This window comes from Nitrospira sp. (assembly GCA_029194665.1).
Taxonomy (GTDB): domain Bacteria; phylum Nitrospirota; class Nitrospiria; order Nitrospirales; family Nitrospiraceae; genus Nitrospira_D.
Genome location: JARFXO010000003.1, coordinates 433,220 through 453,883 on the forward strand (window position 1 = coordinate 433,220; position 20,664 = coordinate 453,883).

At 56.1% G+C, this 20,664-nt stretch carries 21 protein-coding genes; 17 read left to right on the forward strand and 4 right to left on the reverse strand.

What is annotated here, in order from left to right:
• Positions 1 to 2 precede the first annotated feature (2 nt).
• The 4 genes from P0119_11550 (at position 3) to P0119_11565 (ending at position 2,386) form a co-directional block, all read left to right on the forward strand.
• A complete protein-coding gene (locus P0119_11550; protein MDF0666688.1) occupies positions 3 to 527 on the forward strand; it encodes an adenine phosphoribosyltransferase in 525 nt (174 codons plus the stop codon).
• 118 nt (positions 528 to 645) lie between these two features.
• Complete coding sequence (locus P0119_11555) at positions 646 to 1,209, forward strand: TraR/DksA C4-type zinc finger protein (protein MDF0666689.1); 564 nt, start codon at positions 646 to 648, stop codon at positions 1,207 to 1,209.
• Between the two features lie 48 nt (positions 1,210 to 1,257).
• The gene (gene queC / locus P0119_11560; GenBank protein MDF0666690.1) at positions 1,258 to 1,956 is read left to right on the forward strand and encodes a 7-cyano-7-deazaguanine synthase QueC; all 699 of its coding nucleotides are present in this window, start codon (positions 1,258 to 1,260) and stop codon (positions 1,954 to 1,956) included.
• Positions 1,957 to 1,990: 34 nt separating this feature from the next.
• A complete protein-coding gene (locus P0119_11565) occupies positions 1,991 to 2,386 on the forward strand; it encodes a c-type cytochrome (GenBank protein ID MDF0666691.1) in 396 nt (131 codons plus the stop codon).
• A 59-nt stretch (positions 2,387 to 2,445) separates the two neighbouring features.
• Here P0119_11565 and P0119_11570 read toward each other — a convergent pair whose 3' ends face one another.
• From P0119_11570 to P0119_11580, 3 genes are all read right to left on the reverse strand, one after another.
• Entirely contained in the window at positions 2,446 to 2,802 is a 357-nt protein-coding gene (locus P0119_11570; GenBank protein ID MDF0666692.1) for a hypothetical protein, read from the reverse strand.
• 206 nt (positions 2,803 to 3,008) lie between these two features.
• Positions 3,009 to 3,938, reverse strand: a complete 930-nt coding sequence (locus P0119_11575; GenBank protein MDF0666693.1) for a hypothetical protein — start codon at positions 3,936 to 3,938, stop codon at positions 3,009 to 3,011.
• A 335-nt stretch (positions 3,939 to 4,273) separates the two neighbouring features.
• Positions 4,274 to 5,581 (reverse strand): hypothetical protein, encoded by a 1,308-nt coding sequence (locus P0119_11580; GenBank protein ID MDF0666694.1) that lies wholly within the window; start codon positions 5,579 to 5,581, stop codon positions 4,274 to 4,276.
• Positions 5,582 to 6,063: 482 nt separating this feature from the next.
• On the opposite strand from P0119_11580, the gene P0119_11585 reads away from it, so the two are divergent.
• The 13 genes from P0119_11585 (at position 6,064) to P0119_11645 (ending at position 19,868) form a co-directional block, all read left to right on the forward strand.
• Positions 6,064 to 7,521, forward strand: a complete 1,458-nt coding sequence (locus tag P0119_11585) for a PAS domain S-box protein (GenBank protein ID MDF0666695.1) — start codon at positions 6,064 to 6,066, stop codon at positions 7,519 to 7,521.
• Positions 7,518 to 8,171 carry a response regulator transcription factor gene (locus P0119_11590; GenBank protein MDF0666696.1) on the forward strand — a complete coding sequence of 218 codons (654 nt, stop codon included), beginning with the start codon at positions 7,518 to 7,520 and terminating at the stop codon, positions 8,169 to 8,171. The genes P0119_11585 and P0119_11590 overlap by 4 nt, the downstream gene beginning before the upstream one ends.
• 379 nt (positions 8,172 to 8,550) lie before the next feature.
• Positions 8,551 to 9,921 carry an urea ABC transporter substrate-binding protein gene (gene urtA / locus P0119_11595; protein MDF0666697.1) on the forward strand — a complete coding sequence of 457 codons (1,371 nt, stop codon included), beginning with the start codon at positions 8,551 to 8,553 and terminating at the stop codon, positions 9,919 to 9,921.
• A 142-nt stretch (positions 9,922 to 10,063) separates the two neighbouring features.
• On the forward strand, positions 10,064 to 11,647 hold the full coding sequence (gene urtB, locus P0119_11600; GenBank protein MDF0666698.1) for an urea ABC transporter permease subunit UrtB: 1,584 nt from the start codon (positions 10,064 to 10,066) through the stop codon (positions 11,645 to 11,647).
• The gene (gene urtC, locus P0119_11605; protein MDF0666699.1) at positions 11,640 to 12,773 is read left to right on the forward strand and encodes an urea ABC transporter permease subunit UrtC; all 1,134 of its coding nucleotides are present in this window, start codon (positions 11,640 to 11,642) and stop codon (positions 12,771 to 12,773) included. The genes urtB and urtC overlap by 8 nt, the downstream gene beginning before the upstream one ends.
• Positions 12,770 to 13,534 carry an urea ABC transporter ATP-binding protein UrtD gene (urtD, locus tag P0119_11610; protein ID MDF0666700.1) on the forward strand — a complete coding sequence of 255 codons (765 nt, stop codon included), beginning with the start codon at positions 12,770 to 12,772 and terminating at the stop codon, positions 13,532 to 13,534. The genes urtC and urtD overlap by 4 nt, the downstream gene beginning before the upstream one ends.
• A 23-nt stretch (positions 13,535 to 13,557) precedes the next feature.
• On the forward strand, positions 13,558 to 14,292 hold the full coding sequence (gene urtE / locus P0119_11615; GenBank protein ID MDF0666701.1) for an urea ABC transporter ATP-binding subunit UrtE: 735 nt from the start codon (positions 13,558 to 13,560) through the stop codon (positions 14,290 to 14,292).
• A gap of 297 nt (positions 14,293 to 14,589) precedes the next feature.
• Positions 14,590 to 14,892: an urease subunit gamma gene (locus tag P0119_11620; protein MDF0666702.1), complete on the forward strand. Its 303-nt coding sequence runs from the start codon at positions 14,590 to 14,592 to the stop codon at positions 14,890 to 14,892.
• Positions 14,893 to 15,217: 325 nt separating this feature from the next.
• On the forward strand, positions 15,218 to 15,670 hold the full coding sequence (locus tag P0119_11625) for an urease subunit beta (GenBank protein ID MDF0666703.1): 453 nt from the start codon (positions 15,218 to 15,220) through the stop codon (positions 15,668 to 15,670).
• Positions 15,667 to 17,391: an urease subunit alpha gene (ureC, locus tag P0119_11630; protein ID MDF0666704.1), complete on the forward strand. Its 1,725-nt coding sequence runs from the start codon at positions 15,667 to 15,669 to the stop codon at positions 17,389 to 17,391. Before P0119_11625 ends, ureC begins: the two co-directional genes overlap by 4 nt.
• Positions 17,392 to 17,474: 83 nt before the next feature.
• Positions 17,475 to 18,161 (forward strand): urease accessory UreF family protein, encoded by a 687-nt coding sequence (locus P0119_11635; protein ID MDF0666705.1) that lies wholly within the window; start codon positions 17,475 to 17,477, stop codon positions 18,159 to 18,161.
• Between the two features lie 91 nt (positions 18,162 to 18,252).
• Positions 18,253 to 18,924: an urease accessory protein UreG gene (gene ureG / locus P0119_11640; protein MDF0666706.1), complete on the forward strand. Its 672-nt coding sequence runs from the start codon at positions 18,253 to 18,255 to the stop codon at positions 18,922 to 18,924.
• A 2-nt stretch (positions 18,925 to 18,926) separates the two neighbouring features.
• Positions 18,927 to 19,868, forward strand: a complete 942-nt coding sequence (locus P0119_11645; protein MDF0666707.1) for an urease accessory protein UreD — start codon at positions 18,927 to 18,929, stop codon at positions 19,866 to 19,868.
• A gap of 139 nt (positions 19,869 to 20,007) precedes the next feature.
• Here P0119_11645 and P0119_11650 read toward each other — a convergent pair whose 3' ends face one another.
• Positions 20,008 to 20,598, reverse strand: coding sequence for a tetratricopeptide repeat protein (locus P0119_11650; GenBank protein MDF0666708.1), 591 nt, complete (start codon positions 20,596 to 20,598; stop codon positions 20,008 to 20,010).
• Between the last annotated feature and the right edge of the window lie 66 nt (positions 20,599 to 20,664).

Sequence of the window (20,664 nt, forward strand, 5' to 3'; positions counted from 1 at the left end):
CCGTGACCCTCGTCAATTATCAAGCCCTCATTCGAGAAGTGCCGGACTTTCCGAAGCCCGGCATTCTCTTTTATGACATCACCACGCTCCTGAAGAATTCTGCCGCTGTTCTGAGCCTTGCCGACCAATTGACGACTCGGTATCAGGATCGAGGGATCACCAAGGTTGTAGGGATTGAGTCCCGAGGGTTTATTTTCGGCGGGATTCTCGCCTCGCGTCTCGGGGCCGGATTCGTCCCGGTTCGCAGGCCTGGAAAACTTCCGGCTGATTGTTATGAAGTAAAGTATAGCCTCGAGTACGGAGAGAACAGCCTTACGGTACACCGTGACGCGATCGAAATGGGAGAGCATGTGCTGATCGTCGACGACCTGCTGGCGACTGGCGGAACGGCAGAAGCGACGGTCCACCTCGTTCGTCAGCTTGGTGGCACGATTGTCGGACTCGATTTTCTGGTCGAGCTGAAGAGCTTGAAGGGACGCGATAAACTCACCGGCTACGATGTCCATTCAACCATCACCTATCCCTAGTCCCTAGGTTTTCAAGGCATCCTTCACCGCCTCTTGTTCAAAGGGCACAGACCGTGATATAGAAGCCGAAGGCTGTTGACCCTCCAATTACCTATTCTATTTCTGGAGCGGACCGTCTATGGCAACGAAAACCCAGGCGAAGAAGAAGGGCGAGGCAAAGACGAAGTCTGCCGCCGGTGCCGACAAGAAGCCTGAGCCGGTGATTGCAGAAGCGCCTGCGACGCTCAAAGCGGCGGCCGAAGGCGAAATAGAGGTGTCTCTGCGGCCAAAGGAGACGGCAAAAGAGCGGGAAGCACGCGAACAGCGTCAGGAAGTGCTTCACAAAATGCTCATCGGTAAACGCCAAGAGATTATTAAGGAGATCGAAGAGAGTCTTGGTCAGTCTCTGACCGAAGATCAGCAGCGACGTCTGGAGTCTGCGCGTGATGTCGGCGACCAAGCCTTAATGGATCTTGAGCGCGAACTCGGCATTTCCTTGATGGAGATGCGTAACCGCCGACGGCAGTCGATCGACGAAGCCCTCACCCGGCTACACGAAGGGACTTACGGGATTTGTGCCGAATGTGGGGTCGAGATCAGCGAGAAACGCCTCCAGGCGGTCCCCTTCGCCAAGCTCTGTGTGGAGTGCCAATCGCGTGTGGAATTGCTGGAGAAGATCGAACGCGAAGAAGAGCGCGATTAGCTCCAAAGAATTTCTCCCCTGCGGCATCCGCATCCTTCTCTCCCCATCATGAACGGGCAGACTTCACCACGAGCGGTCGTTCTTGCCAGCGGCGGGTTGGACTCCACCGTGACAGCGGCTGTCGCGCAACATGACGGGTATGCGCTGCATCTCCTCACCATTGCCTACCGACAACGTCACGCTGTGGAGGTTGAGCGGTCGAGACAGGTGGCGACGGCTCTGGGAGCTCACCAGCATGTGGTGATAGACGTCGATTTGAGGGCGATCGGGGGATCGGCCCTGACCGGTGATATGTCGGTGCCGAAGCATCGGACTGACGCTGAACGGAATCGAGATGTGCCCGTGACGTACGTGCCGGGGAGAAACCTGATTTTTCTGTCTCTGGCTGCGGCCCACGCGGAAGCGCTGGAGGCTTCAATCGTCTATTTCGGCGCCAACGTGATCGACTACTCCGGTTATCCCGACTGCCGCCCTGAATTCATCAAAGCCGTGGAAGCAGCACTTCGAGCGGGAACCAAGGCAGGCATGCAGGGCATGGGTATCGAGATTCGAGCGCCGCTGCTCCGGATGGCCAAGGCGGAGATCATAAGACTTGGCCTCACCCTGAATGTTCCCTTTCATCTCACGCATAGCTGTTATGACCCTATCGGACCGATCGCCTGCGGGCAGTGCGACAGTTGTCTGATTCGGAAACGGGGGTTTGAGGAGGCGGGAGTTGTAGATCCGATTCAGTATGCGGTATGTTGAACCGCTCGTTCCTTTGGGTAAGCAGTCAGCCTCTATGAAATCATCACGAATGTTGTGGGTGAGCCTCGTTGTGCTGATCGTCGCGGCGACAGCAGCTTGCAACCAAAACGGGGGAGAACCAAAAGGAACCAGAGCCGTGGCCTCTGCTCCGGCTGAGTTGCGGGAAGGAGAGCAGAAATTCAACGCCAACTGTTCAACCTGCCACGGCATGGGTGGAGTCGGAACCACCCAGGGCCCACCGTTTCTTCACAAGGTCTATGAGCCGAATCATCACGGCGACGCGGCGTTTCAGCGAGCGGCGGCCAACGGAGTCAAAGCTCATCATTGGCAGTTCGGCGACATGCCGAGGATCAATGCGGTTACACCAGAGGATGTGGATCACATTACCAAATACGTCCGCTGGCTCCAGAAAGAAGCCGGTATTTTTTAAACCGCTAAACTTAGGCCTATACCCTCCCTGATCCTCTGATTCTTCTCGGTAAACACCGATCAGTTGTGGTCGCGCTCATTCGTTAAGAATGAGTACGCATGATTGTTCTGTTCATTGTATTGTGCGATGACGTAGGCTCCTAACTCAGGTCTAAGCGAGATGCTTTTTCTCGTCGTACTCTCGTCGATGTGCAAAACCACGACTGCGCCTGTTCTCCGATCTTTTACCGACACGTTCCAGGACTGTGAGGATTTTTCGTCGACATTCATCACATCCCCTTCGATAATCTTGCCTGACTGTACGTGGGGTTTGTCATAGACCGTTCTGTCCGTGGAAAGGGCGAGCGTAGATAGGCCTGTACAAAACATGAATGTGAGACATGTCGTTCCTATAGCTTTCGACAAAAGACGCATCATTCAACCCTCCCTTTTACAGAGGTAGTGAAGAACCTGCTCTTATCAGGAAATGTATCGGATGGGGAGACGAATTGAACCTGGCAGAATCCCTAGTGTAGGCGAGAGGGGATAGTCATCACTCTTCAAGTCCGCAGGCCATCCTCAGCTCCTTCGGGCTTGTGACGGCGCGATCTTCGTGTCTGATCACCGAAAAACTAAGGGCTTGGCTATTTTTTCTTGGGTGAGGTGTTCTTGAGTCTTTGGAGTTCGGCGTTCTGTTCATCCACCTTCTGCTGGAGCGCTTTCAATTCTTCCTTGAAGGTCTGCATGTCGGCGTCGTTTTTACCAGGAGTGAATGTTTGAACAGGGATCGATTGAGGCGGTTGCACGACCGGCGACGTTCCTGAAGGGACCGGCTGAGCCGTAGGAGCAGGGGATGGAGGAGCCGCAAGGATGCTAGCCAGCAGTTGATAATCAATCGCGATAGACCGATCCTCAGACTTGCCGATCCATTTGGATCGGTCATAGACATCCTGCCGTACAGCCTCCTCCGGCAAGAAGGTCACTGCTCGGTCACGGAGACCATCGGTGTCCGGAAGCGGACGTGGGTCTTTTTCAGGGGCCTTAGACTTTTTCCCTGGGTTATATCGATACTGAGTCAACGTAAAATGCAGCGAGAGGCCGTCCGCGAAGAGGTAGCCGGACGTGGTTTCTCTATTCTGGCTGACCTTCGAGGCCTGTGATATTTCCGGAGCGGAGTAGATTCGGAATCCCACTCGCTGATCGGGAGCCGCTTGAGCGAGAGCGGCGACAATATGAGGAGTGAGGAACGCGATATCAGCCTCGGAGAATGTCCGTACATCGTTCAAGTTCGTGGAACGAGCGGCCTTGCCGAATAACAGCAACAGTCCGGTCTTTTCTTTCGTATGTACCCCTCGCAAGATATCTGCGACGGTCATCTCCGACAATTTGATAGGATGCGAAGCCTGGGATGAGGTGTCCAATCCGTTCTCAAGGAACACAGTGCCGAGAGCACCCTCATGAATAGGCGTCTGGACAGGGCGAGGGCCGATGCAACCGGCAACCAGGAGACTCAAACTTCCCAGAATCAGAAAGCCCAGAGTCTGCTTGAAGGAGGAACGATAAGTGTATTCCATCACGTCACGTCATCAGTCGATTCTCGGGGCGTAGTCTAGCAGGAATATTCAGCAAAACAAAGGATCGTGGTTCCGGTTCTGCTGCTCGGCCAAGCTGGCATTATCGGTATTATCAGTGGCGCGATCAATTCCTCACGAATTCTCACAAACGCCCCAAAGACGTTTGAGGTTACTCGGCGAACGGATCGCCGAACAGACCTGCTGCACGAGCATGTTCGGCTGAGGGACTGGTCGGGGAACCGACGTTCCGTCGGATGAAAAAATCAAGAGCCGGAACCGATTGTATGGAATCCGGCTCTTGTTGAACAAGTGACGTTCTCGTTCACGTGAGCTGTTCAGTACTGCAGCTGCAACGCCACGTGAAACGAAGGGGCCTTATCTCCGGTCGCAGTCGGCCCAAAATTCCCGGTGAGCGCCCCCTTGGTCTCCAAGTCGCCGTACCGGCCGTACACGGCAATCCGCGCATTGTGGCCGGAGACGACGTAGTTCAGGCCATACTCAAATTCCTGCCGCATGGCGCTGTACGTCGGATTGATGCTCGTGAACCGCACATAGGGTTGGAACCGTCCTATGCCGACTTCTTGTGGAATCAAGTACAACCCGTACACCGTATACGAGAGCCCGTCGAACACGCAGAAGCACGTGGCCGAATTAGCAGGATTAAACGCACCGACCCCATAGTTGGCGAAAAACTGCTTGAATTCGCTGTTGAACGTAAACACGCCCAGGTTGTTCGGCAGGACCTTTTCGAACAATACGTCGACGGAGATCCCGGTGAAATCCGACACATTTCCGGTGGCTAAGTTTCCGGCTCCATCCTTTTGATACTGCACGTTCCCGGCGATGGCCAGGATGTCTCCGGCCGTGCCGTAGTAGGTGCCGCTCGTGTAGTAGCCGGGGTTGACTTCATCATTGAGCAGGTTCCACTGCAAACGTCCTGTGTACATCATCGTGTTGCTCGGATTAGGCCCGCCCCGCAATCCTTGCGAGACGGTCGCCACATACAACAGATGCGTCCCAAAGGAAGGGTGAATCTTGCCCCAGAAGCTGGCGCCATTGTCACGCCCATAGAGGCCGGCTCCACCGTTACTGGCGTTCGTCCCGTTGAAGTTGGCGCTGTAGTCGGCGGGGAAGAGCGGCGTTCTGAACCCATCGAAGGTGGCATGATAGAACGGCCCGTTCAACTCGCCGCGCTCGCTCGGGAGTAACAGACGCCCGACCCAGATGTTGACCTTCTCATTGAACTCAAACTTGCCGATCGCATCGAGCAAGCCGATCGCGGAGTTGCCTCCAAAGTTCTGCGACCCATTTGAAAATGGACCAGACCCGCTCTTCACAGCGCAGTCAAAGCAGTCCGTGTTGAACTCAAATTTCACGTACTTGTGGATCTGCCCGTTGATGTAGATACGAGCGTTGTTGATGTCGAAATTATTGCTCCAGTCCTGACCGTTCGTTGACCCATTTTCAATGGTATTGAAGCTGGTCCGAATACCCATGCCGATGGAGATCCACTTGTCGTCATCGGCCTTGATCGTGCCGGCGGCATAGGCAGGCGACAACGGGGCCCCCATTCCAGCCACCAGTGCCGTGATGGCTCCGGCAATGACAAACCTTGCCCACTGCCATCTTAGATGTTTTTTCATACTGATGCCCTCCCTTAGGTGAGTGATAGAAATGGTAGCCCACATCAGTTGAATTACAAAATAAATCGATAAAGTTGGCGTGGAGTATGCCTAAGCCTTCGCAAGATCGCAAGAAGTTCTACGAGCTCGGTAGATTATTACGTATCGCTCAGGGTGATACCGTCGTCCAGTCAGGGTTTTCCCGATAGAGTGACTCACGACGTAGCGCAATGATTGTTATCACAGGTGGAAGAGTGGAAGAATAGAACAGGGACGCCGACACCCGTTTCTGAGATGTGCAAGCTCATCGCCGATCACAGTTCTCCGTCGGCAGACGAAAGGGCTCTTTGCGCGGACGGACGATGTGCCGTCTACATCCATTCTCGATCCCGATCCTGATCTGGAGTATCATACAGAGCCGGGCGGCGGAGGCACTTCTGGTTCCATAGGGGCAGAGGTCGTCGAATGACAGACTGTCATGTTGCTTCAGATCGCAGACTGCAATGAACAGTAACTATGCCCGAGTACTGATTCCGCTGATCCTGGCTGCGACCTTCCTTCTCGATGTGTTCATGCCCTGGGGCTATGCAGTCTGGGTTGTTGGGGATGTCTTCGGCGTATTATTGACCCTCGGGATTGAGTGGCCGATTGCTCCCTATGTTGTTGCGGCCGCCGGGACCGTTCTCGCCTACATGGGGCACACACTGTCTCCTCCAGTCATCGCGGTAGACATTGCCGGCTTCAATCGCGTCGTGGGCATAACCCTGCTCTGGATTACGGCTTGGCTCGTGGCGCGAGCAAGAAGGGCGAAGCTCGACGATGCCACCAGACGACTGGGTGCGATCGTGGAGAGTAGCAGCGATGCCATTCTGAGCGTGACGCCTGACGGTTTCGTGACCACGTGGAATGGAGGCGCAGAGCGTATCTTCGGGTATACCGGCAACGAGATAATCGGACGTTCGATCCTCACGATTATTCCAGCCTATCTCCATCGGGACAGAGCCAGGCTGCTGGCCACGGTGCGCGGAGCCCATGACATTCAAAGCTACGATGCAGTACGGGTGACCAAGGACGGCCGATGCATCGATGTGTCGGTCACATTATCGCCGCTCAAGGATTCTGTCGGTCAGTTCGTGGGGGTCTCGAAAGTCATCCGGGATATCAGCGACCGGAAGAGGGGGGAGGTCCTTCTGAGACAAACGCACGAGGCATTGGAAATGAGGGTTCAGGAGAGAACCGCCGAATTGAGCGCCGCCAATCATTCCCTACGTATACTTTCGAGCCGACTGATGCAAGTGCAGGAAGAGGAAAGAAGTCGTCTGGCGCGCGATCTGCACGACGAAGTCGGACAGTTGCTGACGGCACTGAAAATCGACTTGCAAGACATTCGGCATGGTGAGGCCCAGAAGGCCCGCTTTGGTTCTCTCACAGATAGCCTAGAGCTGGTGGACCGCCTGCTGACCCAAGTGCGGAGTCTGGCGCTGGATCTCCGACCGTCGCTGCTTGACGATCTGGGTCTGGTGTCGGCGCTGCGCTGGTATGCGAACCGGCAGGCGGCGCGTAATGGATGGACCCTTTCGCTCTTGGTCGAGGGAATGGCCGGGCGAGTCCCGGTCCCCATTGAGGTCACCTGCTTTCGGGTTGCCCAGGAGGCACTGACCAATGTCGCAAAATACGCAAGGGCCAAGACGATCGATCTTGCGTTGCGCCGGCAAGATGAGGAAGTCACGCTCATCATTCAAGACGACGGTGTGGGATTCGACGTGCCGTCGGCTCGACGGCGGGCACAAGGCGGGCAAAGCGTCGGGCTGCTCGGTATGGAAGAGCGTGTGCGGTTGGCCGGCGGCAGCTTGGTCATCTCATCAGTGCCGGGTGAAGGGACCAGGCTCGAACTGTGCTTCCCACTCACAGAGCAAGAGCAGACCAAGCCACATGCAGCGGTTGAGGTCATTTCGTCATGAGCCACCTCCGGATTCTTCTTGTGGAAGATCATGCATTGGTCAGGGCCGGGATGAAGGCGCTCCTCCAAAAGATCGAGGGTACCGAGGTTGTCGCGGACATGGGGGATGGGCTGGAGGCCGTCAGGTATGTGCAGACTGCCGCTCCGGATCTTGTGCTGATGGACATTGCGATGCCGGGATTGAACGGCCTCGATACCACTGCCCGGATCGTCAAAGAATCGCCGACCACGCGCGTGATTTTGCTGTCGATGCATGGCAATGAAGAATACCTCAGGCAAGCTCTGCAGGTGGGTGCTTCAGGCTATCTGTTGAAAGGCGCAGAATTGGCTGAACTTGAGTTGGCCCTCAAGACGGTCGCCAGGGGTGAGAAGTACCTGACCCCGGCCGTGGCAAAATACGCCATCGAGGCCTACCGCGAAAAGTCCGAAGGTCCGACCGGTCCGCTGGCGAAACTGAGCCTGCGCCAGCGCGAAATCCTCCAGCTCATCGCGGAAGGGCAAACCACAAAAGACATCGCCCAACGCTTAAACCTGAGCGTGAAAACCATCGAAACCCACCGAAGCCAATTGATGGAGCGGCTCGACATTCACGATGTGCCCGGGCTCGTCCGCTTCGCGATGCGTGTCGGGTTGATTCAGCCCGACTCCTAATCATTCCTTTGTTTGGTTTATTTCCTGGTTCTGTTATGGCGAATAGCCTCACCGACTCTCATCCTTTCAGTACAGTCGGCGTGGTCTCTCGGGGATCTCCGGCCATTCTTTCAGGATTTTCCCGATGGGTCTACGCCGACTTTTGTGAAATGCTCTGCGCCCGAACATGGGCAGCATGTTCACGCGGCCTTCAACAAGGAACAGACGACGGCGAGGACTGAGAGGATTAAATTGAGAAAGGAGAGAAGAGATGAGACGATAGCCTCGCTCGGTTGTCAGGCGTGACAAGACCCATGGCGGCTGGTCCTTCGGCGTAGTGGGTCCGTCAGCATCAACCGAAAGTTTGCAACTCACAGCATAACACAAGGAGTGATGCCACATGGAAACGAAAGTGCCTCAGGGTTCGAAGGCCGTCAACGAAGCAGAAGTTCCTACCGAGGCAGTTGGATCATCGCGAAGAGAATTTCTGGGACAGAGCGGGCGTGTCGCGGCCGGAGTCGGCGTGGCCGCGCTCTTGGGGAACCTGGGCAACTATGCGCTGTCCTATGCGGCCGGCGGAGCACCCATTAAGATCGGCGTACTGCACTCACTGAGCGGCACGATGGCCATCAGCGAAGTGTCCTTACGCGATGTCGTACTGATGGCGGTCGAAGAAATCAATAAGGCGGGCGGGGTGATGGGGCGGCAGATAGAAACCAAGGTCGTCGACCCCGCTTCGAACTGGGACCTGTTTGCCGAAAAAGCCAAGCAACTCCTCCTGGAAGATAAAGTATCGGTGGTGTTCGGCTGCTGGACATCGGTCAGCCGGAAATCCGTGCTGCCGGTCTTTGAAAAGAACAATGGATTGCTCTTCTATCCCGTCCAATATGAGGGCGAAGAGTGCTCGCGCAATGTGTTCTACACCGGCGCGGCAGTCAACCAACAGGCAGCGCCGGCGGTGGAATACTTGATGAGCCCCGAGGGGGGCGCCTATAAGAAGTTTTATCTCCTCGGCACGGACTACGTCTATCCTCGCACGACGAACAAGATTCTTCGCGCCATGTTGTTGGCGAAGAAGGTGCCCGCAGCCAACATCGAAGAAGAGTACACTCCGTTCCATCATCAGGACTATCAAACTATCTGCGGCAAGATTAAGAGGTTTGCGGCAGGCGGCGGTGCCGCGGTCATCAGCACCATCAACGGCGACAGCAACGTGCCGTTCTACAAGGAATTCGGCAACCAGGGACTGCGTGCGGAGGATGCGCCGATCATGGCGTTCAGCGTGGCAGAAGATGAGCTGCGCGGAATGGACACCAGCGCGCTCGTCGGACATTTGGCGGCGTGGAACTATTATCAAAGCGTGGATACGCCGCAAAACAAGAAGTTCGTGGCGAATTTCAAGGCCTACTGCAAGAGGAATAACCTGCCGGATGGAGAAAACCGCGTCACCGACGATCCGATCGAAGCCGCCTATTTCGGGGTCTATGTGTGGAAGCAGGCGGTTGAAAAGGCTGGCTCTACCGAGGTGGACAAAGTCCGTAAGGCTGTCTATGGGCAAAAGTTCCTGGCTCCCGGCGGCCAGATCATGATGGATGACGCCAACCAGCATACGCATAAACCGGTGCTGATCGGCGAAATCCTTAAGAACGGTCAATTCAAGGTCATTTTCCGTTCCAAGGGACTGGTGAAGCCGGAACCGTGGAGTGAGTATACAAATCCTGACAAGGGTTGCGATTGGATTAATCATCAAGGGACCTATCAGAAGAAATAAGTTCGGGACGCATGGCAATCCCTTGTTCCACCAGCCATGTTGACGATGGGCACTGTCTGTAGGTAACCGGCTGGAATCCCTATCGTAGAGGTTTCAGCCCCCTACTGATTGTGCCTGTCGCCACGGTTTCCGTAAAGAGGATATGGTGATAAGCCTGGCCGGCATCTCGAGAAATCTATCTGTACTGGTTTTGTTCCTTCTTCCAGCGATTGGGCTTGGTCTCCAGTCAACGTCGGCTGCCAGCGAAGCGGACCATGCAGTCTCACCTGTAGTCCTCTCCGCCGACTCAATCGAACAGGCGCTTCTCGACGTGACAAGCGAGGATGCGGTGGTCCGCAGCAAGGCGGTCGCGCTCCTGATTGAAAAGGGTGATGCGAGCCTCGTCCCCAAACTCGATGCGATCCGGGCAGAAGCCGATCGGGCTGTCAGGATCGCTATCAAACCGGTGATCGATCTGCTCAAGAACCGCGCGAACCTGACAAGTGAACAACCGGATACCAGACGCTCGGCCGCCGCCGATCTGGTGGGGACGGGACGACCGGAGGCCATCACCTGGCTGGAGGAGGCTGCCGCAAAGGAAAAAGTCTGGTGGGTGAAGTATACGATGGAAGAGGCCGCGCAGTTGATTCAACTCCGTTCGCAAGATCCCGCCGTCCGTTTGGAGGCAGTCAAGAAGCTGGGTGATCACCGCAGTCAGAACAGCCTGTCGTCGCTCCAGGAATTGATCGAAGCGGGCACGCAAAGTGGGTCGACCGAAGAACAAAGGAATCTGGCTGCGGCAGCCGAAACCGCGATTGAACAGATTAACTCATGGGGTTGGTGGGCCAACGTCATCGAGACGTTGTTCCGGGGCATCAGCCTCAGTTCGATTCTCTTGATCATGTCCCTGGGGTTGGCCATCGTCTTCGGCTTGATGGGCGTTATCAATATGGCCCACGGAGAGCTGATGATGATCGGTGCCTACGCCACGTTCATCACGCAACAGGCTTTCATCGGCTGGTTTTCTCCGGAAGTGTTCGATTGGTATTTCCCAGTGGCCTTGCCTGTCGCCTTTCTGTCGGCTGCCTGCTTCGGCTGGGTGTTGGAAGCCACCGTGATTCGGTTTCTCTATGGACGTCTTCTTGAGACGCTCTTGGCGACGTGGGGCGTCAGCTTGATCTTGATGCAGGCCGCTCGGGTCTACTTCGGTGATTTGACCGCAGTCATCGCCCCGCAGGCCTTGCGCGGGGGCGCTCAAGTGATGGTGGGAGTCTATCTGCCCTACAATCGGATCTTCATCATCATCCTATCGATCATCTGTGTCTTGGGAATTTACTTTTTGCTCTTCCGGTCAAACCTGGGGATTCGGGTACGAGCGGTCACTCAAAATCGCAATATGAGCGCCTGCCTCGGCATCCCGACCAGAAAAGTCGATTCGTACACCTTCGCCTTTGCCTCCGGCCTGGCCGGGATCGCAGGCTGGGCTCTTACGATGGTCGGCAATGTCGACCCAGGGCTTGGGCAGAACTATATCGTCGATGCCTTTATGGTGGTCGTGACCGGAGGGGTCGGCAAACTCGCCGGGACCATCTGGGCTTCCTTAGGCATCGGAGGGCTGAACAAGCTGATCGAGCCGGTTAGTGGCGCAGTCTACGGCAAAGTTTTTATTCTGGTCGGGGTGATTTTATTCCTCCAGTGGAGGCCACAGGGCTTGTTTGCGGCCAAAGGACGGAGTGCCGATGCCTGAACCAATGGGTACCAGCCAAGGCAGCCGCGAGACGGCGGTCTTTTACGCCGTCGGTGTCTTGTTCCTACTCGTCGTCCCCCTGCTGAACGTGTTGCCTGCCGAAGATTCATGGCTGCACATTTCTGACTTTCGTCTCAATCAATTCGGCAAATTCTTGGCCTTTGCCATTCTGGCCCTCGGACTGGATCTGATCTGGGGTTATTGCGGGGTCCTCAGCATGGGCCAAGGGGTCTTTTTCGGGCTCGGCGCCTACTGTATGGGCATGTATCTAGCCCTCCAGATCGGGAAGGAAAGTGTGTATGGCAGCGAACTCCCGGATTTCATGGTCTGGACGCAGGTCAAAGAACTCCCCCTCTTCTGGTACCCGTTCAAAAGCTTTTTGGGTGGGTTCCTCGGGGCCATTCTCGTTCCGGTTCTCTTCGCGACGATCTTCGGATTTCTCGCCTTCCGTAGCAGAATCAAGGGGGTGTACTTCGCGATCATCACGCAGGCCTTGGCGTTTGCCGCCTGGCTGGTCTTCAATCGGAACGAAACGCGGCTCGGAGGCACGAATGGATTAACGGATTTTAAACAACTGCTCGGGTTCCGGCTCTCGGATCCGTCGACGCAACGGGGGCTCTACATCCTGACGGTCCTGGCCCTGGCCGTTTCCTACCTGCTCTGTCGCTGGATCGTGGCCTCGCGTGCCGGAAACGTGCTGATCGCGATCCGCGACAGCGAGTCACGAGTCACGTTTTCCGGCTACACCCCCTGGGTGTACAAGCTCTTCGTGTTTGTCGTAGCGGCAGGGCTCGCGGGACTAGCGGGGATGCTGTACGTGCCGCAGGTGGGCATCATTACGCCAGCTCAGATCGGGGTGTTACCGTCCCTTGAGGTCGTCATCTGGGTGGCGGTCGGCGGGCGCGGTACGCTGATCGGGGCAATCTTGGGTGCGGTGGCCGTTAACTATGGCCGTAGCGTGCTGACTAACTATTTTCCGGAGGCCTGGCCGTTTATCTTAGGTGGACTCTTTGTGGTTGTGGTGACGATGTTCCCGGACGGACTTGTAGGGATGATTCGGAAGTTGACCGAGCGAAAGGAGACCCGTACGCCGTTGATCAAGGCTGAAGGGGGGACGGCGGCGTGACGGACGGCGATCTGATTCTCAACTGTGAAAACGTGGTCGTCGACTACGACGGGTTCAAAGCGCTGAACAACTGTAATTTCAGCGTCCACTACAACGAGCTCCGCGTCGTCATCGGACCGAATGGCGCCGGCAAGACCACCTTGCTCGATGTGATCTGCGGGAAGACCAAACCTGCATCAGGTAAAGTGATGTTCGGCAAGGGCATCAATTTGGTGGGCAAGAACGCGGAAGACATCACGAAGCTCGGTATCGGGCGGAAGTTCCAAGCCCCATCGGTCTACGGCAACCTGTCAGTGTGGCAGAACTTGGATCTGTCGGTGAAGCGGTCGAGCAGGGGAGTGTTCCTCAACCTAGTTGGAAAATCGTCCTCAGCGGAACGAGAGCGGATCAGTGAGGTGTTGGAGACGATAGGATTGACGGACCATGCCCACGACCGCGCCGGTTCCTTATCGCACGGCCAGAAGCAGTGGTTGGAGATCGGCATGGTGATTTTGCAGGACCCGTCGCTGCTGTTGGTTGATGAGCCGGTCGCCGGCATGAGCGATAAGGAAACGGAACAGACCGGCCGCCTTCTCCAGTCACTGTCAGAAAAACACGCGATCGTCGTGATCGAGCATGACATGGACTTTGTCCGGCAGATCGCCCGGATTGTAACGGTGTTGGCAGAGGGCACGGTCATCTGTGAAGGCACGGTCGAAAAAGTGCAGGCTGACGACCATGTTCGAGAAATCTACCTTGGCCGAGCCAAGGTCACGCATTAGCTTCAACACGAAAACGATCGGCCATGGCACAAGAAACCACACGTTTGACGCTGGCACTTGACAACGTCAACGCGTACTACGGTGAGAGTCATATTCTTCGGAGCGTTTCGTTTACGATCGAACCGGGAGAGGTGGTCTGTCTGATGGGCCGAAACGGGGTCGGCAAAACAACTACTTTGAAGACGCTGACCGGGTTGCTTCCCGTACGTGGGGGCAAGATCATGTTCGACGGAGTGGATATCACTCATGACCGCACGGATCTTCGGGCGAGGAAGGGGCTGGCCTATGTCCCGCAAGGCCGAGAGATCATTCCACACTTGACGGTGCATCAAAATCTTCTTCTCGGCTATTGGAATCGTCCACCTATCAGCGGCGATGTTTCTGAGAAAGAAGCATTCGAGGAAGTCTATCACCTCTTTCCGAAGCTGACACAAATCCTTCACCGGCCAGGTGGGGTGCTCAGCGGCGGAGAACAACAGCAGTTGGCGATCGGAAGAGCGATCTTGTCGAGTCCGAAACTGCTGCTCTTGGATGAGCCGACGGAAGGGATTCAGCCGTCGATCGTCGATCAAATCGAGGACGTCATCATCGGCTTTAAGCATTCGCGCCGTTTCGCGATTCTCCTGGTCGAACAAGGCCTACACTTTGCCGCCCGACTTGCTGAGAAGTATATCGTGATGGCTAGAGGAGCAGTGATGGCTCAGGGCAAGAGCACGGAGTTGAATGCCGACATGGTGAGGCAACATTTGACGGTATAAGAGACAGGATAACGAGCTGGACGCAGTTTCTCGTTTTGTGGTAAATACTGGCCTGTAAAGGTAAGGGTTCCATCGCGATACTGTTTTGTCGTGTGGAACAGAGGAGAGTAACAATTCCCAACCTAAGAGAGGTGGGGACCAGAGGTCTGGTTTCGGGAAGTCTGCCCTGGTATACGAGACACCCCCCTCATCTCCCCCCCCTCTCTGTACGAACTAAGATCAAGATCGGCAGAACAGTAACGATTTGTTGGATCGAACAATTTAGTCACAAGCCCTAGCCTGACAGAGGAGGTCTTTATGCATCTAAGCCCAAGAGAACAGGACAAGCTGATGATTTATGTGGCGGCGCAGCTTGCGACCGATCGCAAGAAGCGAGGCCTCAAGCTCAACCACCCGGAAGCTGTTGCGTACATGACGGCGGCAGTGTTGGAGGGGATTCGAGACGGAAAATCTGTGGCAGAGCTCATGACCTATGGGACTCAGCTGCTGTCTCGTAAGGATGTGATGCCTGGTGTGCCGGAAATGATTCCCAATTTCCAGGTCGAGGGCACCTTCCCCGATGGGACTAAGCTCGTCACCGTTCACAATCCGATTCCATGAGCTCAGGCAGGTTACATGGTATCTCATCTGTATGAAAGACATATGAAGCAAGCATGAAGACTGTTCATCTTCTAGGAAGCACGGGGCATGAAAGGGGTGAAGTAACATGAAAGCAAAAGACCCACAGGACTCTGGAGACGACAAGGAAAAACGAAGTACTTCCGAAAAAGCCGGGCCGTCGCGGCGGCAATTTCTCACACAGAGTGGGCGGGTTGCGGCAGGAATCGGGGCGGTCTCACTCTTGGGAAACGCCGGGCAACAGGGCATCGCTTATGCCGCGAATGAATCGCTGATCACAAAGGTCGGTGGGGCAGGAGGAGCGAAAATGAAGAAACATGACGCGCCACAGAGGTCGAAGGAAGCCTTGGCGGCTGCGGTGAAAGCCGAGCTGTCTGCCCCGATCATTCCCGGCGAGATTATGACGGTGGCTGGTGATATCGAGATCTTAAAAGGACGAGAGACAAAAGATATGACGGTCAAGAACTTGGGTGATCGACCAATTCAAGTCGGGTCTCACTGTCACTTCTTCGAAACCAATCGTGCGCTCAAGTTTGATCGTGAGCAGGCCTTCGGGTTCCGGCTCTGCATTCCTGCCGGTACGGCGGTCCGGTTTGAACCGGGTGAGGAAAAAAAGGTGACGCTCGTGGCCCTTGCAGGCAACCGGCTTGCCCAAGGTGTGAACGGATTGACTGAGGGATTGTTGGATGATCCGAAGGTCAAGGCCAAGGCTGTCGGTCTCGCTGCTGAACGTGGGTTTGGGAAAGGAGGCGCACGGTGAAAATTTCACGCAAACATTACGCATCCCTGTACGGTCCCACGGTCGGCGATCGTGTCCGGCTTGGGGACACGGATCTCATCATCGAAGTCGAAGAGGATCGGATCATTCCAGGAGAGGAAGCGGTCTTCGGCGGCGGGAAGACCATTCGTGACGGGATGGGGCAGTCCGCCCGAGCCACGAGCAGCAGCGGCCAGCTGGACACAGTGATTACCAGTGCGCTCATCCTCGACTACACCGGGGTCATCAAAGCCGACATCGGTATCAAGGACGGCCGCATCGTTGGCATCGGTCATGCCGGAAATTCCGACCTCATGCCCAATGTCACGCCCGGCATGGAGATCGGTCCTGGCACGGAAGCGATTTCGGGAGAAGGCCGTATCATCACAGCCGGCGGCATCGACACGCATATCCACTTCATTTGTCCACAGCAATGTTGGGAAGCCCTTTCTGCCGGTCTGACCACGATGATCGGCGGCGGGACCGGTCCTGCGAACGGGACCGCCGCGACGACCTGTACGCCTGGGCCATGGAACATTCATCGCATGCTGGAAGCGTCCGAGGGCATTCCTATGAACCTCGGTTATCTCGGCAAGGGCAACGCGTCTCGGCCTGAAGGATTGAATGAACAGATCGAAGCCGGTGCAATCGGGCTGAAGCTGCACGAAGACTGGGGTACCACCCCGGCCGCGATCGACACCTGTTTGAGCGTGGCCGAGCATTACGATGTGCAGGTGGCGCTCCATGCGGATACGCTCAATGAAGCCGGTTTTGTTGAGGACACCATCAGGGCCATCAAGGGAAGAGCGATCCATAGCTTCCATACGGAGGGCGCAGGTGGCGGTCATGCGCCGGACATCATTAAGATTTGCGGCGAGCCGAATGTGCTGCCCTCTTCGACCAATCCCACGAGGCCATTCACCGTCAACACGATGGATGAGCATCTTGACATGTTGATCGTGTGTCACAATCTGAATCCACGAATCCCCGAGGACGTGGCGTTTGCGGAATCACGCATCCGTCGTGAGACTATTCAGGCGGAAGACATTCTTCATGACATGGGCGCGATCAGCATGATGTCCTCCGACTCGCAGGCGATGGGCCGCATTGGGGAAGTCATCACCAGAACGTGGCAAACTGCTCATAAGATGAAGATGCAGCGGGGACACCTCACCCCCACCAGCGGGAAAGATTCCGCCCAGAACGACAACTTCCGGGCCAGACGTTATGTGGCGAAGTACACGATCAATCCGGCCATCACACACGGTATTGCTCATGAAGTCGGTTCCGTAGAGGTGGGGAAGATCGCCGACCTCGTCATCTGGAAGCCGGAGTTCTTCGGCGTGAAGCCGGAGATGGTGTTGAAGAGCGGCTTCATCGCCCAAGCGCAAATGGGCGATCCCAATGCCTCGATCCCGACGCCGGAACCGACGATCAGTCGACCGATGTTCGGCGCATTCGGTCGTGCTCTGTCCAGCACCAGCTTTACCTTCGTATCTCAGGCCGCATTGGATCATGAGATTCCGAAGCGGCTTGGTCTGCAGAGGCGGATCGCCGCGGTCAAGAATATCCGTGGCATGAAGAAGCGCGATCTCAAGCTGAACGATGCGGTGCTGAAAGTGGAGGTGAATCCGGAAACGTACCTTGTGACGGCAGATGGTGTGCCGCTCACCTGCGAACCGGCGATCGTGCTGCCGCTGGCGCAACGGTACAATTTGTTCTAGCGAACAGAGCAGCTGGTTCGACTATCGGTCGGAAGGGATTGTGATGGTAGTCGGCCGGCTGTTCTTGTTTTTCGATATTCACTATGAAGACACCAGCGTTACTGGAAGGGCTGCGGTTCGTCGATACCTTTTTCCCCTCCGGTGGCTATGCGTTTTCCTCGGGGCTAGAAGCTGCCATCCAAGGAGGCGCCGTCAAGACCTCCGATCAGTTTGCCAGATACATTGAGGATTTGCTGCGTGGTGGCATGAGCCGCCGGGAAGCTCTTGCCACAAAACTGGCCAATCGAGCGGGGTCTGCCGGATCACTGGATGAGGCGGTCCAGATCGATCGTGAGTTGGACGCGACAAAGCTCGGCCGTGAGTCACGGTTGGCCAGTCGTCAGATGGGACGACAAGTGATCAGGGTTGCTGCGGATCAAATCCGAGCGAAACCAATCCTGAGCGAGTATCGCGACGAGATAGAATCCGAACGAGCTCCAGGGCACTTCGCGGTGACGTTCGGGCTCACCATGGGCACCTGCGGCTGGAGCCCGGAGGAAACAGCGGTGGCCTTCCTGTACCAAACCGCTGTTGGTTTTGTCTCTGCGGCGATGCGACTCGCGCCGATCGGCCAACATGAGGGGCAGCGCATACTGGGCGAATGGCTTCCGTTGATTGAATGGATCAGTCGAGAAGTTGACTTAGATACAGCGATGAGCTCGTGGTCGCCTATCCAAGATATTTATGCGATGCGTCATGGCTCTCTGGAGTGGAGGCTCTTTCGGTCTTAACCTGCGAAGCCGACGCGCATCGTTGCGCAGAGAAAGGAACAGAACGGCGGTTGATGGCCTGGGGCCTCAGCTGCCCGCTCGGGGGATTATCATGCATGATCTAAATCGTGAGCACAGTCACAATTGGACTCCCACGCAAGCGCGGAAACAAGGCATTCCAGTCATTGGTATCGGAGGCCCCGTCGGGTCAGGGAAAACAGCGCTCGTTGAGGCTCTGTGTCAGAAATTGCGCGACCGGTACAGCCTGGCCGCGGTGACGAACGATATTTTTACGAAAATTGATGCTGAAATTCTGACGAAGCGAGCAGCCTTGCCGGTCGACCGGATTCTTGGCGTTGAGACCGGTGGATGTCCACACACGGCCATCCGCGAAGATGCCTCGCACAATCAAGAGGCGATCGATGATCTGCTGCGCCGCCATCCCGACGTGGAGCTGATCTTCTTGGAAAGTGGGGGAGACAATCTTGCGGCGACTTTCAGCCCTGAGTTGGTGGATCATGTCATCTATGTGATCGATGTGTCGGGAGGCGACAAGATTCCACGCAAGGGGGGACCTGGCATCACTCGATCTGATTTTCTCGTCATCAACAAGATGGATTTGGCTCCTCATGTGCGCGCGGATCTGTCCGTTATGGATCGGGATACTCGCCGGATGCGCGGCGATCTTCCGTTTGGGTTCACCAATATTCTTTCCGGCGAGGGCTTGGATACCGTCGTCGCCTGGGTGGAACAGCGCATCCCCCAGAAAGCCAGGCGCGCTTGATCGTGCCGACGCAGAAGGGAGCACGAAAACACACTTCTCGGAGAACAAGCCCTTCTCCGAAAAGAAAACCTTCTCGGGAAAAGAGTGTCCCTGGGCGGTTCGCGACTGAATTGGTCGGGCGAGTCGGTGAGCTCAGGCTAAAGTATGCCAAGCCTGACCGACGAACCATTATCGCTCATTCGTACGTCACGACACCCTGGAAGCTTCTCCCTCCCATTTACCTTGATGATACGGGAGCTGCTTACACTCTCCTGGTCAATCCCTCCGGCGGACTCGTTGAGGGTGACTGCCTTTCCATAGATATGAGCTTAGACAAGGACGCGCATGTGCTGATCTCCGCGCCCTCCGCCAACCGCGTCTACCACTCACTCGGGGCAGTGTCGGTTCAGGACATCCGAATCCATGTTGGTGCCGGCGCAATCTTGGAGTGGCTCCCGGAACATACCATTCCTTTTGCCGGATCACGATTCCGGCAGAGACTTCTGGTCACACTGGCGCCGGGTGCCACACTTTTCTTGTGGGACGCCGTCGCTTCGGGACGCATCGCCAGAGAGGAACGATGGGCCTTTACCGATCTGGAGAACGAAATCCGAATCACGACTGCATCCGGCAGTTCCCTTTTGGAGCGCTATGTCCTTGATCCCGCCACCGGCTTGGGCTGTGTAGGGCTTGCAGAAGACTGGAACTACGTTGCCTCGTTCTACGTCGTAAACGATGCGGTGGAACCTGAGGCCTGGAGTCGACTGGAGTCGAAGATCGTACCGATCTTGGATGAGCGACCAGGTCAGGTGTTGGGAGGGGTCTCAACACCAAGCGTTCCGGGGCTCGCAATCAAATTGCTGGCTCGTAGGGCCCCTGACCTTACAGACATGCTCGATGCCTTATGGGCGGTCATCCGCGAGGGGGTGTTGAATCTCCCGCCTGTATCGTTGCGAAAATACTAGCCGGCTACCTCGTTTGCAACCGCTCTACTCGCCGCGCTCGGATGGCTTGGTCGAATGTTCAAGTCGACCGGAATCTGTTACGTGGCAGTCTACTGAGTTCTGTCGGACTTTCGGGCGGCGCAGAGGAGGGGACTACTTATTATCGTCCCTTGGGCATCCATTTTTTCGCCCGGTCTTCCGCTTCGGCAATTTGTCCTGGCGTCATCCGAATGACAACCGCGTCGCGAGATTCAGCCGCACGTTTCTCACCGTGGGCAATCGACAGGCTGTACCACATGTGGGCATCAATAAGGCTCTGTGGCACCGCTCGCCCCCGTTCATACATCATCCCCAGTTTCGCGAAGGCCAGCGCGTTCCGTTGCTCCGCGGCCTTCTGAAACCAATACAACGCCATGGGGTCACTGTACGGTGCGCCTCGTCCTAGGGAATAGAGGGTTCCTAGGTTGACTTGTGCGTTAGCGTGTCCCTGGTCGGCGGCCCTTTTAAACCAATCCTTTGCCTCATGATAGTTTTGTGGAAGACCCCGCCCTTCGCTATACCGTAACCCCAATTCATTTTGAGCATTGGGATCGCCCGCCTGAGCGCGCTTGAGGACCTCACTCACGGCCGGCCCGTCGATGAGCGGGCGTGGCGGACTAGGAGGAGGAGCGGCGCAGTTTGACGCGAAAAAGAATATCAGAACACCTCCTACGAGATTCACGCGCTGGTAGGGTGGCAGCCGATGATCCATTCTGAATGATCGTGAACGTGATGGATATTTGCTGGCCGGTTAGCAAATTATCGGCAAATATCCTAC

Excerpts from the sequence above, each read along its gene's own strand:
- urtB (MDF0666698.1), top strand. The coding sequence starts at position 10,064 with ATGGTGATAAGCCTGGCCGGCATCTCGAGAAATCTATCTGTACTGGTT.
- P0119_11565 (MDF0666691.1), top strand. The coding sequence starts at position 1,991 with ATGAAATCATCACGAATGTTGTGGGTGAGCCTCGTTGTGCTGATCGTC.
- P0119_11635 (MDF0666705.1), top strand. The coding sequence starts at position 17,475 with ATGAAGACACCAGCGTTACTGGAAGGGCTGCGGTTCGTCGATACCTTT.
- urtC (MDF0666699.1), top strand. The coding sequence starts at position 11,640 with ATGCCTGAACCAATGGGTACCAGCCAAGGCAGCCGCGAGACGGCGGTC.
- P0119_11625 (MDF0666703.1), top strand. The coding sequence starts at position 15,218 with ATGAAGAAACATGACGCGCCACAGAGGTCGAAGGAAGCCTTGGCGGCT.
- P0119_11580 (MDF0666694.1), bottom strand. The coding sequence starts at position 5,581 with ATGAAAAAACATCTAAGATGGCAGTGGGCAAGGTTTGTCATTGCCGGA.
- P0119_11555 (MDF0666689.1), top strand. The coding sequence starts at position 646 with ATGGCAACGAAAACCCAGGCGAAGAAGAAGGGCGAGGCAAAGACGAAG.
- queC (MDF0666690.1), top strand. The coding sequence starts at position 1,258 with ATGAACGGGCAGACTTCACCACGAGCGGTCGTTCTTGCCAGCGGCGGG.
- P0119_11585 (MDF0666695.1), top strand. The coding sequence starts at position 6,064 with ATGAACAGTAACTATGCCCGAGTACTGATTCCGCTGATCCTGGCTGCG.
- ureG (MDF0666706.1), top strand. The coding sequence starts at position 18,253 with ATGCATGATCTAAATCGTGAGCACAGTCACAATTGGACTCCCACGCAA.
- P0119_11575 (MDF0666693.1), bottom strand. The coding sequence starts at position 3,938 with ATGGAATACACTTATCGTTCCTCCTTCAAGCAGACTCTGGGCTTTCTG.
- P0119_11650 (MDF0666708.1), bottom strand. The coding sequence starts at position 20,598 with ATGGATCATCGGCTGCCACCCTACCAGCGCGTGAATCTCGTAGGAGGT.
- P0119_11590 (MDF0666696.1), top strand. The coding sequence starts at position 7,518 with ATGAGCCACCTCCGGATTCTTCTTGTGGAAGATCATGCATTGGTCAGG.
- urtE (MDF0666701.1), top strand. The coding sequence starts at position 13,558 with ATGGCACAAGAAACCACACGTTTGACGCTGGCACTTGACAACGTCAAC.
- P0119_11620 (MDF0666702.1), top strand. The coding sequence starts at position 14,590 with ATGCATCTAAGCCCAAGAGAACAGGACAAGCTGATGATTTATGTGGCG.
- P0119_11570 (MDF0666692.1), bottom strand. The coding sequence starts at position 2,802 with ATGATGCGTCTTTTGTCGAAAGCTATAGGAACGACATGTCTCACATTC.
- urtA (MDF0666697.1), top strand. The coding sequence starts at position 8,551 with ATGGAAACGAAAGTGCCTCAGGGTTCGAAGGCCGTCAACGAAGCAGAA.